This window comes from Arenibacter lacus, from assembly GCF_008711145.1.
Classification (GTDB): domain Bacteria; phylum Bacteroidota; class Bacteroidia; order Flavobacteriales; family Flavobacteriaceae; genus Arenibacter; species Arenibacter amylolyticus.
The window spans coordinates 53,857-68,409 of sequence record NZ_VVIN01000008.1 but is presented as its reverse complement, the minus strand read 5'-3'; the positions used below and the strand labels follow the sequence as shown (position 1 = coordinate 68,409).

Here is a 14,553-nt window from a genome sequence, read left to right as displayed (position 1 = left end):
ACGCCTTCCCTTATTTAGGTTTCTTGCTTAAAAATAAACTTTCCTTTATGCTTTTCAATCGTTTGAAAGCTTTGGAATTTAATTTTTCTGTATTGGGTGATTTGGTTTTTGGGGCCGGGTCATAGAGCATTCCGGTGCAAAGACACATTTTTTGCTCCGTCCTAGTGAGAATATCAAAGTTCTTGCAGGTTTGGCATCCCTTCCAGAATTCTGGATCTGTAGTGAGCTCTGAAAAGGTGACCGGTTTATAGCCCAATTCGTAGTTCATTTTCATGACCGCTAATCCCGTGGTGATTCCAAAAATCTTGGCATCGGGAAACTTTTTTCTAGAGAGATTGAAAACCTCTTTTTTTATCCTTTTGGCCAAGCCTTGATTTCTATAATCGGGATGTACGATGAGTCCGGAGTTGGCTACAAATTTTTCGTGCCCCCAAACTTCTATATAGCAGAAGCCTGCGAACTTTTCCCCGTCTAATGCAATAACTGCATTGCCGTTTTGAAGCCTTTTCTTGATATATTCTGGAGTTCGTTTTGCGATTCCAGTACCCCTTACCTTTGCCGAATCGTCAATTGTTTCGCAGATGACTTCGGCGTATTTAAAATGGGAATCGTTAGCAATAACAATCTTCATTGAATGTTGCTTTAAAATTAGAAATTAAGTACTGATGGTTTTCTTGAGAGGGGAAATGGACTCACCTATTTCCATAACAGAATGGCACCCTTACGGGCGACGACGTGTACGCGTAGTTAAATTAGCAAGGTTGGTAACCTCTATTATGCTGTATATGTGTGTAGTTCTGTTCATTACTGAAGTCAAAAGTACAAATAAATTTTATTTATCGCATTCTTATTGTCAATTTTTGTGAAATAGATAATCTGTAGATTTCAATCTAACTATTTCATAAAACATAAAGCCGTAAACTGCTATATATTCAAAAAGCAATAGGAATCCGTTTTCTTTATAGGCCTCATTGGAATAGGCAAAGTAGCTTAAAACGATGGTTAGGGACCATACGATGGGGAATCTAAACTGGGTGAAGAGGGTAAGGGCAATTAGGAATATCACATACCAGGGATGCACCGTTGCAGATAGAAAATAGTAGAGGCTAAGAATCCATAACATAGAGGCAACTAGGCTATTAACGGTTTGGTTGCTCCTTATAAAAGTTAATAAGCCAATCCATGCAATGGTAATTATTGGGACAATCTTGCCATAGGTTTTAATTAGTTCCCAGGGTTTAGCACCCCAAAACTCTGCTATATATTTTACTAGATTATAGAAGCCTGCATTAAATTCGAAATTTGAAAACCACAACCCTATGGTCTGAGAGTAATTGGAGATAAACTCTGGAGAGTAAAAGGGGAGTGCTAATAGAAGGATCACCCCTCCCACCCATGCATAAAAGTAGATGCTTTTTCTAATTCCAAAGTATTTTAGGAAAAGGGGGAGAAACATTAAGGGGACCAGCTTAATGGAAATGGAAAGGGCGTATACTACTGCAGCAACCTTCCATTTTTGTTGATGGAGTAGGTACAATGCCCAGACAAATAAGAAGAGCATAACACCTTCAAAATGAAGATTCCCCGTTAGCTCCAATATCACCAAGGGGTTCAGGAAATACCAAAATATAAGGTGAGTGGATTTATTTAGTTTTAAGAGGAGCTTGCGCCCAAAGAAGACAATACCCAGATCAGCTAGGATTATAAAGATGCGCATAATCATTGCACTACCTAAAATACTGGGGCCTGCCAGGAAGGTAGAGATGGCAAAAATCACCTGGTTTAATGGGGGGTAGTTGCTAAAGTTAGAGGCACTTAGTTCTCCCATGCCATTGTAGAGCTCCATGGCGTGGGGAATGCTGTGGTGTACCTCCATAAGCAGGTCTTTGGGTAAGTGTAGGTAGGGGTTTATCCCATGAATGATCAATTGTCCATCCCAAATAAACCTCAGGTAATCCTGTGAAAGGTTGGGTTCGGCGAAGAGGAGGATGAATCGGAACAGGGTACCGGCAATTAGCAAAAATTTAAAATTCCATTTCTCTATCTGAATAAGTTTATAGCATATAAAAAACAGCGCTGCATACAGGCAAATCAACTTTACAAAGTCGGTCCTAGGCAATTGATAACCAAAGGCACTGTAAAATAAGATGGAGGTCAACACCATTATCATTGGAAAGCGGTGAAGTTTCCAATAAGAAATGGCTTTGTGGATCATAGGGACAGTTTCTTAAATGGGTGGGGCAAAATGTACCCCCTAATTAAATTAAAATCAAATATAATTAAATAGGGTTAATAGATGTGGACTGGGGGCGCAAGAAAGTGGGGTGCAGTCTAGCCCGACTTTGTTGTATGAGGTAAAGGTGAAAAAGAAATTCGGTTCCTACCAAGTGGTAGAAACCGAATAATTATTTTTATAAAACGATTGATCTAAGCAATGCTGTTATTGCTACGCTAGGCGCGTGCAAATAGGGATTTGAAAAATACATATCCAAAGCCTAGGAAAAGCATAAAATGGAATGGAAACAACCCAAAGTCGTTTAAGGGGATGGCGCTGTACATGCCAAAAAGAAAGTAAAGCATTAATAGGGCTTCCAGTATCATATTGGGAGACAGTTTGGTGGTTAGGTATTTATTGCCTTTCCAGCTGTCTTTTACGCTTTTTAGGTTGAATTTAGGGGTCCTTACAAATTCACTTCTTTTTCCCATATGTCCTTCTAACACGGCTATGGAGTTGTGCAGGGAAAACCCTAGCGCAACCGAGAAGAAGGTGAAGAAGATTTTAATGTACTCCACAAAATTGTCCAGACCACTTCCCTGTATGCTTTTGTAGGTAAACCAGTAACATACAAAGAGGATGATGGTGCTAAGTATAAAGAAGTTGGTAGCTTCAAAGATCCATCCCAAATCCTCGTAGCTGCTTTTAATATACATCATGGGGATGCTTAAAATGGCTACCAAGAATACGCATAGGAACATGGAGCTGTTAAGCAGGTGCATCACTCCATGGAATTTGGTTTTTAAAGGAATATTCTTTGCGGATATTACATTCAAGACCGTCTTTCTAAAGTTTTCTGCCCCTCCCTTGTTCCAACGGAATTGCTGGGAGCGTGCAGCACTGATGACCACGGGAAGCTCTGCAGGGGTTTCCACATCTTCCAGATACTTAAATTTCCAGTTCTTCAACTGGGCACGATAACTAAGGTCTAAATCTTCCGTAAGGGTATCTCCCTCCCAGTTTCCTGCATCCAAGATGCATGCTTTTCTCCAAATCCCGGCGGTACCGTTAAAATTGATGAAATGCCCCTTTGCATTTCTACCCACCTGCTCTAAGGTAAAATGGGCATCTAGGGCAAAAGCTTGAATTTTGGTGAGGGTAGAATATTCCCGGTTGATATGTCCCCATCGGGTCTGTACCACTCCAATTTCTTGATCTTTAAAGTAAATGACGGTTTTCTTTAACCAATCACTGGCAGGAAGGAAATCTGCATCAAAAATAGCGATAAACTCTCCTTTGGCCGTAATTAAGCCTTCTTTTAGCGCGCCTGCCTTAAAGCCTTTTCTGTTGGTTCTACGGATGTGTTTTATGTCCAATCCGGTTTCCTGTAAAGCCTTTATCCGTTTGGCGGTATCCAATACGGAATCGTCCGTGGAATCGTCCAATACTTGTATTTCCAACTTGCTTTTTGGATACTCCAATTTAGCAATGTTGTTCAGGAGACGCTCCATTACATATTCTTCATTGTAAACTGGCAGTTGTATGGTGACCGTTGGAATCTCCTTGGGGTCTAATAAATTGTATTTTGGGGCTTCCTTGTTCCTTCTTTTGTTTCCCAAGTAATTGACCAATAGGTTTAATTGAGCCAAACTGTAGAAGAAGATCAACAATAAGGATACACTGTAAACGGTGATAATAAGATATGAAATATATATTCCCATTTTTTTATTTTATGCTGTATTTAAATATCCAGCCAAGAATTTTAACGCCTGCAAAGATAGTTCCTTTTAAGGTTCCTGAAACTTTTGAGACCCCAATTCTTTTTTTGTAACGAACTGGTACTTCGGTGTATGTGAAACGTTGCTTTAGTATTTTTAATTGCATCTCCACGGTCCACCCGTAAGTTTTGTCCTCCATTTGGAGTGCCATGAGTACAGGGTACTTTATAGCCCTAAAAGGACCAAGGTCCGTATAAGTGGCACCAAAGAACCATTTCATTAGGGTGGTGGCAAGCGCATTGCCAAAAACCTGTTGGGGGGTCATGGAGCCCTCTTCCCTCAAGGCTTTTACCCTGCTGCCTATAACCATGTCCATATCGCTCTCCAAAATAGGTTGTACCACATTAATTAGTTCCTCGGGATAGTCCGAGTAGTCTCCATCCATAAATACGATAATATCGGGGGTTGTGGATTGTTGGGAGACGTAATTAATTCCCTTCAGGCAGGCGTATCCATACCCTTTTCGGTTCTCGGTAAGGACCGTAGCTCCCGCAAGCTGTGCGTTTAAAGCGGTGTCATCCGTGGAATTGTTGTTCACTACAATTACTTCCGATACTATTTCAGGAATGTCCTTTATTACCTTGGCAATGGAATTAGCCTCGTTATAAGCCGGGATAATTACCTTGATGACCTTCATGGAATTTGGGGAGTGGGAACTTTCAGGGGTAGAGTCCATTTATTTTATATAACTGTAGGTTTTTTTTGAGCCGATTTTAGTGGTGCGTTCAATGATGTGAAAATTTAAAAAGGGGCAAAGGTAGCATTAGTTTTATGATTTTTTGTTCATCAATTCCATTAAGTCCACATCATTGCCCAAAAGCACATCCGTGGGGTTAATCCTGCCTTTTAAAGGGCCATTTTCAAGTTTTAAAACGCCTCTGGGGCAAACGGCAGAACAGATGCCGCAACCAACACAACTAGATCTAATTATATTTTCTCCTTTCTGGGCATAGGCTCTTACATCTATCCCTTGTTCACAGTACACGGAGCAATTGCCACAGGAAATACATTGTCCGCCATTGGTGGTGATTCTGAAGCGCGATTTAAATCGCTGTACAAATCCTAGGTAGGCGGCAAGGGGGCAGCCAAAACGACACCAAACGCGGTTTCCGAAAATGGGATAAAATCCAGTACCTATCACCCCTGCAAAAAAGGCGCCGATTAATAAACTGTAGGTGTTCTGTACACTTTGGGTTCTTATGCCCAATACGGTTCCAGACTCGGTGAAAAAACTGTACAGGGTCATCAGGGTCATTCCCACTGCGAAAACCAATACGCCATGCACCAGCCATCGTTCTACTTTCCATGAGAATAATGATTTACTGGAGTGTTGTCGGTAGGGGTCCCCTAGGGTTTCGGCCAAGCCCCCACAACCACATACCCAGGAGCAATACCATCGCTTGCCAAAGAAATAGACCATCACCGGAACAATAATTAGGGTGAGTACAATGCCCCAGACCAGAATAAACAATCCTATGCCGCCACTATTAAGGAGTGACCTTAGGTTCCATTGAAAAAAGAAATCATAATCCAGGGGAAAGGCATTCTTAAAATCGTAGTACGGCATTTGGAGTCGCACCATTATTTCCGGAATCAGGAAGGCAAAGACGATTTGAAAGAAAAGTACCGAGGTGGTCCTGACCATCTGGTAGGCATTGTGCCGGTACTTAATGTACATGCGTGTGGCCATTACCGTCATCACGGTGGTGTACATAAATCCGTAAACAAACCAATGTCCGGCAGGATTTCCACTTAGCCATTGGCTAATAGGATCTACGGTGTAGGTCCAATTCACTGCGTATTCTGGCCGGAAATAGAGCAAGAGGTAAAAGGTGATTAAGTACACAAACACCAACCAGGCAATCCAGCCTCTGCTAGTGGAGTTGCTGTGATAAATACCATTGTTCTTAATTCCTTTCTTGCCTAATAAAATGGCGTCTGGGAGAATAAATAGCAGGGCCCCAATAATGCCTAGACCAAAGGTAAGGAACCACATCAATACTTTGTTGTTAACCAAAAAGCCTTCCCCAGAAACTTTAGCCAAATTGGCAACCATATCGTGGGGGCTTACATACATAATTTTATTGTATTCTTTGTCCTTTCGGTGTTGGGTGTTGGCATCCTCCAGTGCTTTGATAACCGTTGGGGAAAAGGTGCTCAGGCCATTGAAGGTTTTCCCAACCACTTTACGTTCCAGTTCTTGGACAAATACTTCGCTTCGGATGTTTTGGTTCTCCGCTACCGTTGCCAGGTTATCGGCGCTCAATGTAAAGCTGCCGGTTAGCGGGAGAAGGGAATATATTCCAAGTCCCACCAAAAAAAGGACTAGCCCTATATGCTTTATCGTTTTCATGGGTATTGGGTTAAGCTTTACTGAAAATTCGTTTCCAACTTTTCTTTTTTGGGTTAATGTTGGTGCCAAAGATGTTGTTGTAATGGGCTACGATATCTTTCTCGTATTGGGAGTAAAATTCTGGATCAAAATTGGCATCCTTTAAATATTCCAAGACCGACTCTACCGACCTTTTTTGAGTGAGCCATCGGTCCACTATTTCGTGTCGCATTCGTATTCCAAGGGTATTGATACCCAAGAATTGTCTGCTTTCTTTGTGAAAGGCGATGGTTATGCAAATTTTTTCTTTGGGGTGTCGCCAATGAAAATGCTCTTCGTATTCTTTTTTAACCGCTTCGGGAAAAACCCAACCATAGGTTTGGTATTCGATGTCTAGGAATTTAGCGGAATTAAACCAATGCCCTGGGTTGTAGGGAGTCTTTCGGCCACAGATGGTTTGGGCCAAGGCTTCACCCATCATTCTACCAGTATACCATACCGCCTCCACGGGCCTACGATTTCCTTTGGGCTGGTGTTGTTCGGCACAATCACCAATGGCATATATATCCGCAATATTGGTTTCCAAATATTGATTTACCTTAACGCCTTTGCCTAGGGATATGCCAGAATCCTTTAAGAAGTTGATGTTTGGTGACACTCCCGCGGTTAAACCAACTACATTACAGGCAATGGTTTCCCCTTTGTCCGTAGTTACGGCCTTCACCCTTCCATGCTCATCGGAAACAATGGTTTCTAAATTGGTATTCAGTTGCAAATCGATATGGTGCTCGCGAATGTGCTCGTTAATCATTTGGGATTCTCCCTTCGGGAGTACAATATTCCAAAAGCTGTCTTCACGGACCAAAAAAGTAACGGGAATGTCCCTACTTCGTAGCATTTCGGCCATTTCTATCCCTATTAATCCCCCGCCTACAATTACCGCACGTTTGCAGACTTCGTTATTGGGGGCATTTGCTTCCAGCATTTCCAGATCTTGTTTGGAATATAAGCCCTGTACCCCTTTTAAATCCTGTCCTGGCCATCCAAATTTATTGGGATTGGAGCCAGTGGCTATAATCAGCTTGTCAAAATTGATCTCCTGCAAGTTTTGGAGTATAAGTTTTTTGTTCTCCGTATCCACGCGCTCTACATAAGCAGTAAGTAGTTCGATACGGTTTTTTTTCCAAAACCAGTTTTCATAGGGTTGGGTATGTTCAAACTTCATATGGCCCATATAGACGTACATAAGTGCTGTACGGGAAAAGAAATAGGCATTTTCATTGGAGATAACGGTAATCTTTTTATCCGATAGTTTTCGGATATGGCGGGCCGCGGTAATCCCTGAAATTCCGTTTCCAATAATAACAATGTGTTCCATAGATGAATGGTTGTATAGACTATGTCGGAATTAAACTGTGGAACTTAAAATATCCTCTCTAATTTAGTCAGGATATGGTTCCTTTTAGGGGTGTTTACCTCAAAAATAGGGATAATAAGTGGGGAAAGAAGGCGAATGAATTTTTAAGTGGGCCATGAAAACCGTAAATTAGAATGCAAAACCATTTAAATGAGTCAATTAAAGGTTATCACTATATGCTTTTTGTTATTAGGCTGTTCCAATGGGGCAACCGATAAACTTAACGGAGTGAGTTTTGTGGCTTCCCGGAATGCAGTGACCCAAAAAGATGTGGATGCTGTGCGTGATGTTTATGCCAAATGTGCCGCAGTAATGCCCTTTGGATTTATCCGTGACAAAGGATCTCCAGAAATTATTTTTGACACTTCCAGGCAGTGGTTCGGGGAAACTAGGACAGGAGCAAGGCAGTATGTAGAAATTTTACATAACAACGGCCTTAAGGTGATGCTGAAGCCTCAGATTTGGATTTCCAAGGGAGCGTTTACCGGAAATATAAAAATGGATACAGAGGAGGAATGGAAAACTTTGGAAAACTCCTATGAAGATTTTATAATGGCTTTTGCTTTGCTTGCGCAGGAGACAGGTGTGGATGCATTTTGTATTGGAACAGAGTTGGAGCAATTTGTACAACACCGTCCGGACTTTTGGTATTCTTTGATAAATAAAATTAGAAATATATACAAAGGGAAGCTTACCTACGCAGCTAATTGGGACGAATATAGTAGGGTTCCTTTTTGGGAGGAGTTAGATTTTATTGGTATAGATGCCTATTTTCCATTGTCCGATCAAAAAACACCAACGGTTGCTCAATTGAGGCAGGGCTGGCAACCTCATAAGGAAAGGATAAGATCTTTATCCCTAGCTAAGAATAAACCAATACTGTTTACAGAATATGGGTATAGGAGCAATAATTACGCGGCTAAACAACCGTGGTTGGTTTCCCATAGTCAGGATGATGTTAATCTGGAGGCGCAAGCAAATGCCCTTCAGGCTATTTTTGAGGAGTTTTGGGGCGAGGCGTGGTTTGCAGGGGGATTTGTATGGAAATGGTTTGTAGATCATGAGAAGTCGGGAGGACCAATGGATAATAGATTTACCCCTCAAAATAAACCTGCCCAGGAAGTGATAAGGAACTTTTATAGACAGTCTTCCTGAAAAGGAGGGGTTCTTTGCCAAGTGCCCTATGCTACCCCTGCTTTTATTACTTAAAACGTTGAAGTGTTAATAAAACAAATCCCTAAGGGCTTATTATTTCGGCAGTGTTTTTGATGCTTTATATATAAACTTAATATGGTGCTAAGCAAAAGAACATATCTACTGGGCTGCTTGTTGGGACTGGTATCTTTTTATGGAGGAGCGCAGACCTCCACAAAAAAGGTGGTCGCCGAGAAAGGGGATGGTATCTATTCGCTTCTTAGAAAACAAGGAATGAGTCCTGCTAGGCATTATGGCCATTTTATAGCCCTTAATAAAGAGAATTTATGGGAGGGCATCCAGCTATATGAAGGCGAGGAATATCTGTTGCCTGTATTGAATCCCGATTTGGGAGACAAACCGGCTTCCTCCCCTAAAAGCACCCCAGGAATAGCCAAGGAGGCAACAGTAATCCACGAGCCATTATTTGGAGAGAAACACGCTGCGGTAACTAGGAAGAGCAACAAACTAAAAGGTGCTGTTTATTATTTAATCTCGGGACATGGCGGACCCGATCCCGGTGCTGTGGCAACCTATAATGGAAAGATGATTGCAGAGGATGAGTATGCGTATGATATTACCCTTCGCTTAGCCAAAGAGCTTATGAGTCATGGTGCGGAAACCTATATTATTGTTCGAGATCCCAATGATGGGATACGGGATAACAGGTTCTTGAAGGCAGATAGGGATGAGGTAGTGCTTCCCAAAGCCATAATTCCCTTAAACCAATTAGAACGATTACAGCAACGCGTAGCGGTAGTGAACAAGCACTACTTAAAGAATAAGGGGAAATATCAGCGGCTAATTGTAACCCATGTGGATAGTAGGGGGAAAGGCCAGAATATAGATGTGTTTTTCTATCACCATGAAAAGAGTAGGAATGGCAAGCATTTGGCAGAGCATATCCATGAAACATTTTATAATAAATACAAACGGTATCAACCCAATAGAGTTTACGAAGGTAGTTTTAGTGATCGTAGCGGCTTGTATTTGGTGAAGAACACCTTGCCAGCCATGGCCTACATCGAAATAGGGAATATTAGGAATAAAAGAGACCAAAAACGTATTTTGGAACCTAATAATAGGCAGGCATTGGCAAAATGGATTTCTGAAGGGATAATTTTAGATCGTTCAAAAAGGGGGTATTAAGGGTTTAGCCTACAATGTGTTTTTTATAATAATTATATAATTGATCCGGGCCAGAGCCAAGTACTCGTTGTAAGTGAATCATGCCAAAATGATATTGAAGCCGTACTGTGCCTAATTCCTCATATTTTCTAGCCGAAGTGATAACATAGTGGGGCAATACCCTAAATTTTTCCGCCTTGTACAGGCGACCTATAAGTTCGGAGTCTTCATAAATAAGAAAGGCTTCTCGATACCCGTCCAGTTTTTGAAAAAGTGCTTTTTCTACAAAAAGCGATTGGTCTCCCCCGCGACAAAGCTTGTGGTTAACTCGGCTAAACCAGGCGAAAAATTGGAGAAACCTGCTATTGGTGTCAAATTTCATCCTAAAGCAGCCCGCTTTAATTCCAGATTTGTATGCGTTAATTATAAAGTGATCGAACCCTCTTGGAGGAAAGGTGTCTACGTGGAGGAAGTAGAGAATATCCCCACTGGCGTATTGGGCTCCTAGATTCATCTGTGTTGCGCGACCTTTTCGGGACTGTAAGACGGTGGCGCCACTGTCTTTGGCAATGGCTATGGACTGATCGCTGCTACCGCCGTCTACCACGATAATCTCCTTAACCGTATTTGGATTGCTATTTTCACTTAGATATTCTAGAAGCTTGTGAATAATGGCAGCCTCGTTAAATACCGGGATGATAATGCTAATAGTTTGGGGGTTATTTGGTGTCATTCAGGGTCCAGTTGTAATCTAAATAATCAATCTTGGTATTGGCATTTAATGGAGTGTGTGCGTATCTGTTGATATACTCCCTAAGGGAGCCTTCCTGGGTGAAATCATTTTTAAACCATCTGAAAATTTTGGAAAGGGAGGCCCTATCCTCCGTTATAATATTACGACTTTTATCATTAATAAAATCAACCGCTGATTGTTCCAAAAGCAACTCCAAATTAGACGCCGTAAAGGCGCGATCTATTAGTTTGGGGCAGGAATAGGAGGCGCAATTAATGGCAAAATGAATTCGGGGTTCGTTCATTTTTCTAAGAATTTTATGCTCTAGGTCTCCTAGGGAGATCATTTGGTTTCCTATAGCAACTATTCGTTGGCCCCAGGGGTTTCTTAAATCTTTGATGCTCTTTAGCGGGTAATTATCAATAATGAGCTTTACGGTGGCCGCATTGTACAGATTGATATAATAGGCCAGTTTTTCTTGGCGATCCGTACCATCCGTGGGACCGTTGTATTTTAAATAATCTAGGTACTTATTAAGTTTATTGATATCCTTTTTAAAGCTGCTGTAATTTACAAAACCATTTTTGTCTAGGTGTTCCTGTAGTAGGTTGCTCCAAAGGGAATGGTCTGTTTGTGAAATTTTTTCCACCCCATTGTTCACCTTAACCAACGCTACTTCCGTGGGGATAGGGAGTTGGTTAAGGGAAAATAGCAAGAGCAATAAATAGATTGTATTTGTCATAAACTGTTATTGACTCTGTGGGTGTTTGGGGGGAAGTGGCAATACTCACTTCTGTAATTTTTAGCAGCAACCGCCCCCGTTATAATGCCAGGTGCTTTCACTAATATGGATGTCCGGATTGCTTTTTTGTAAGCTAGCAGCTGTTTTGTCACAAACTGCCAGGGGTTGGTTTTGCATCAATACATGGCCTTCTTGGTCGTCAAAATACTCCTCGTCTCCATAATAGATAGCAGTCTTTCCAGTAAAAACACAAGGTCCGTCCTTGGGCATAGGGTCTTTAATGGCAGCAATTTCTATAGACTCTATAAAGATAAGTTCTTCGGTAGGGTAGTGGTTTGGGGACAGTACCCTGTACGATTTTCTTGCTCTAATTTCAATGGTGCCAAAGCCGGCATCGGTAAGTACCTTTACGTACTCTTTTAAGGGGATGCTCCCACTAAGGCAGAGTGCGCGTAACCTATCGTCGTTTCTTAGGGTCTCGTTCATGGGCTGTTCACAAATGGGGTCGCTCATTACCAATCGCCCATGTGGCTTTAGAACGCGATACATTTCGGAAACCGCTTTTTTTAAGTCCTCGGCCTTAAAAATATTAAAGAGGCAATTTTGAGCCGCCACGTCAATACTTTCATCGGGAATAGGTAGGCTTAGGGCATCGCCCTTTTTTAGGTCTACAAATTCGCTCTTGAACCACGGATTCTCCTTGGCCGCAATTTTAAAATTGTTGCGAGAGGCTTCCAGCATTTCATCCACAATATCTACCCCAATTACACCTCCTTTTTGTCTGGAGAAATAAGCAAATTGTAGGAGCTCCATGCCACCACCTACGCCAACGTAAAGTACTTTGGGGTTGTTGATGAGGTCTTGGGGGGAAATGGTGCTTCCGCAGCCATAATTCATCTCCTGCATTATTTTTGGAATGGAAAGCCCGGGAAATTGCCATATCGGATTGGTGGTGCAGCATAGGCCAACATCGGGGGTTAATGCGGCATCTTTATATAATTCGTTTGTTGCATTTAAATAACTCATGGGGATAATATATTAATTGGCTAAGAATCTTAATTCCGTGCCTTTGTTTTAATGGGTTTGTTTCTAATAATATAATCGTCGTTCTAACCTTTATAAACTTTCTTTGTAGGGAGTTGATTTATTACTTTTTATTTTTCTTTTGGGCATCTTAATCCAACGCGGGCCAATCTTAAAACTCCAGACTTTGTGAACTTCCCTGGTTAGAGTTGACCGTTTTAGTAGGCAAAATCAGATAAAGTCCAATGTTACATACTTGTTAAGGTTTAAAGTCTCAGAGATGAGAGGTTGCAGGCTTATGCCAACTAAGGTACTCAATACTCACTACTTTGTGCTTACAACTCTATACCCCCTTTATCAATTCGCGGAACAATTTTATCATCTTGGGCTCCGTGGTGGTAGGTATTTCAATATCAAAACATATTGTCATCACACATTGTGATTTCGACTTCGCTCAATCACCGAGGTTAAAATTCACGGTAGATTATGTTCATGTTATCAAGCTTTTCCAAGTGAGCTGCTCAATACTCACTACTTTGTACTCACAACTCTATACTCCCTTTATCAATTCGCGGAACAATTTTATCATCTTGGGTTCCGTGGTGGTAGCTATTTCAATAATCTCCTGAATATTCACGGGCTGTAGATTTTCTGGATCACACTCATCCGTTAATACGGAAATGGCCACCACGGGCAGGTTTAAATGGTTGGCAACGATTACTTCGGGCACTGTGCTCATTCCCACCGCATCGGCTCCCAACATTTTTAACATTCGGTATTCTGCTCTGGTTTCCAATTGCGGACCTAATACGGAAACATACACACCTTGTTGTAAACTAATGTTCTCCTGCTTGGCAATGGATATAAGTTTAGTGCGCATTTCGGAATCATAAGGGTTGCTCATATCGGTGAATCTACTCCCAAATTCGCCCACATTTTTAAAGGCCAAAGGGGAACCGCCTTGAAAATTAATATGATCTTCGATCAGCATAATCTCCCCTTTTTTAAAGTTTAGGTTTATGGCGCCGGCAGCGTTGGAAATTAAAAGCTTTTTAATCCCCAGGCGCTCCATCACCCTAATGGGATAGGTTACGTCTATAAGGTCGTAACCTTCGTATAGGTGGAACCTGCCCTGCATTACCACTACTTTCTTTCCTTCCAATTCTCCAAATATGAGTTTGCCAGCATGGAATTCAACCGTGGCCAAGGGAAAATAGGGGATGTGATTGTAGAAAGCCTCTATTGGATTTTCTATTTCACCGGCTAGCTTTCCCAATCCAGTTCCCAGTACTATTCCTATTTCGGGTTTATGAAACCCTTTCTCGATAAGATAATCTACAGATTCGTTCAGTTGTTTACTGGTCATAAGTTTTATTGTTTTTTTAAAAAAGGTTTAAATGCCGCTATGTCTTTTATATCCTCATAGTAGTCGATATCATTTTTGGGTGATAGTAAAAAATACTCTTCATCCTTTAGGTGTGCCAAGGTGTTTTTTAGCACAGTGTCCGTGCCCCAAGACTTATTCTTGAATAATTCAGGGGTGGGTGTTTTCATTCCCAATAGGTAATATCCGCCATCCAGGGCGGGACCCACCACATAGTCATTGGAATCCAACGCTTCAAAAGCGGCTTTAAGCTCGCTTTCATTTAGGTCGTACATATCGCTACCTATTACTATAATCTTTTCGTAGCCCTCCTTAAATCCATCTTCAAAAGCGTTACCCATACGTTCACCTAGATCTGTGCCTCGTTGTACTTTTTTCAAATAAGTATTGGGGTTCCACAAATCATCTTCATTGATATAATCCGAATAGCACACCCATTTATCCACCTCTAAATCGGTGGTGATTTTCTGTGTATGTAAAAGTAAGAATTTGTAAATATTCAAGGCGGCCTCATTTCCAATACTGGCGGCAAGTCTTGTTTTGCACTTGCCCAATACGGGGTTGCGGGTGAAAATTAAGAGTAAGTTTTTAGGCTTTACCATAGGGT

At 41.5% G+C, this 14,553-nt stretch carries 13 protein-coding genes; 2 read left to right on the top strand and 11 right to left on the bottom strand.

Annotated elements, in window-relative coordinates:
* Positions 1-10: 10 nt before the first annotated feature.
* From F1E73_RS04755 to F1E73_RS04730, 6 genes are all read right to left on the bottom strand, one after another.
* Positions 11-631, bottom strand: coding sequence for a GNAT family N-acetyltransferase (locus tag F1E73_RS04755; RefSeq protein WP_086475924.1), 621 nt, complete (start codon positions 629-631; stop codon positions 11-13).
* Positions 632-853: 222 nt separating this feature from the next.
* A complete protein-coding gene (locus tag F1E73_RS04750) occupies positions 854-2,215 on the bottom strand; it encodes a glycosyltransferase family 58 protein (RefSeq protein ID WP_150451245.1) in 1,362 nt (453 codons plus the stop codon).
* A 236-nt stretch (positions 2,216-2,451) separates the two neighbouring features.
* Entirely contained in the window at positions 2,452-3,936 is a 1,485-nt protein-coding gene (locus F1E73_RS04745; RefSeq protein ID WP_086475926.1) for a cellulose synthase family protein, read from the bottom strand.
* 4 nt (positions 3,937-3,940) lie between these two features.
* Positions 3,941-4,630 carry a glycosyltransferase family 2 protein gene (locus F1E73_RS04740; protein ID WP_150451265.1) on the bottom strand — a complete coding sequence of 230 codons (690 nt, stop codon included), beginning with the start codon at positions 4,628-4,630 and terminating at the stop codon, positions 3,941-3,943.
* A gap of 132 nt (positions 4,631-4,762) precedes the next feature.
* Positions 4,763-6,346, bottom strand: coding sequence for a 4Fe-4S binding protein (locus F1E73_RS04735; protein ID WP_150451244.1), 1,584 nt, complete (start codon positions 6,344-6,346; stop codon positions 4,763-4,765).
* Positions 6,347-6,356: 10 nt separating this feature from the next.
* Positions 6,357-7,703 carry an NAD(P)/FAD-dependent oxidoreductase gene (locus F1E73_RS04730; RefSeq protein WP_086475928.1) on the bottom strand — a complete coding sequence of 449 codons (1,347 nt, stop codon included), beginning with the start codon at positions 7,701-7,703 and terminating at the stop codon, positions 6,357-6,359.
* A 189-nt stretch (positions 7,704-7,892) separates the two neighbouring features.
* On the opposite strand from F1E73_RS04730, the gene F1E73_RS04725 reads away from it, so the two are divergent.
* Positions 7,893-8,897: a glycoside hydrolase family 113 gene (locus tag F1E73_RS04725; protein WP_086475929.1), complete on the top strand. Its 1,005-nt coding sequence runs from the start codon at positions 7,893-7,895 to the stop codon at positions 8,895-8,897.
* Between the two features lie 135 nt (positions 8,898-9,032).
* Entirely contained in the window at positions 9,033-10,085 is a 1,053-nt protein-coding gene (locus F1E73_RS04720; protein WP_150451243.1) for an N-acetylmuramoyl-L-alanine amidase family protein, read from the top strand.
* 4 nt (positions 10,086-10,089) lie between these two features.
* Here F1E73_RS04720 and F1E73_RS04715 read toward each other — a convergent pair whose 3' ends face one another.
* The 5 genes from F1E73_RS04715 to F1E73_RS04695 form a co-directional block, all read right to left on the bottom strand.
* Positions 10,090-10,797, bottom strand: a complete 708-nt coding sequence (locus tag F1E73_RS04715) for a TIGR04283 family arsenosugar biosynthesis glycosyltransferase (protein ID WP_150451242.1) — start codon at positions 10,795-10,797, stop codon at positions 10,090-10,092.
* Positions 10,784-11,539, bottom strand: coding sequence for a DUF547 domain-containing protein (locus F1E73_RS04710; RefSeq protein WP_150451241.1), 756 nt, complete (start codon positions 11,537-11,539; stop codon positions 10,784-10,786). The genes F1E73_RS04715 and F1E73_RS04710 overlap by 14 nt, the downstream gene beginning before the upstream one ends.
* A gap of 60 nt (positions 11,540-11,599) precedes the next feature.
* Entirely contained in the window at positions 11,600-12,565 is a 966-nt protein-coding gene (arsM, locus tag F1E73_RS04705) for an arsenosugar biosynthesis arsenite methyltransferase ArsM (RefSeq protein ID WP_086475933.1), read from the bottom strand.
* A 547-nt stretch (positions 12,566-13,112) separates the two neighbouring features.
* On the bottom strand, positions 13,113-13,928 hold the full coding sequence (locus tag F1E73_RS04700) for a purine-nucleoside phosphorylase (protein WP_150451240.1): 816 nt from the start codon (positions 13,926-13,928) through the stop codon (positions 13,113-13,115).
* Between the two features lie 5 nt (positions 13,929-13,933).
* Positions 13,934-14,548 (bottom strand): TIGR04282 family arsenosugar biosynthesis glycosyltransferase, encoded by a 615-nt coding sequence (locus F1E73_RS04695; protein WP_086475935.1) that lies wholly within the window; start codon positions 14,546-14,548, stop codon positions 13,934-13,936.
* Positions 14,549-14,553: the final 5 nt, after the last annotated feature.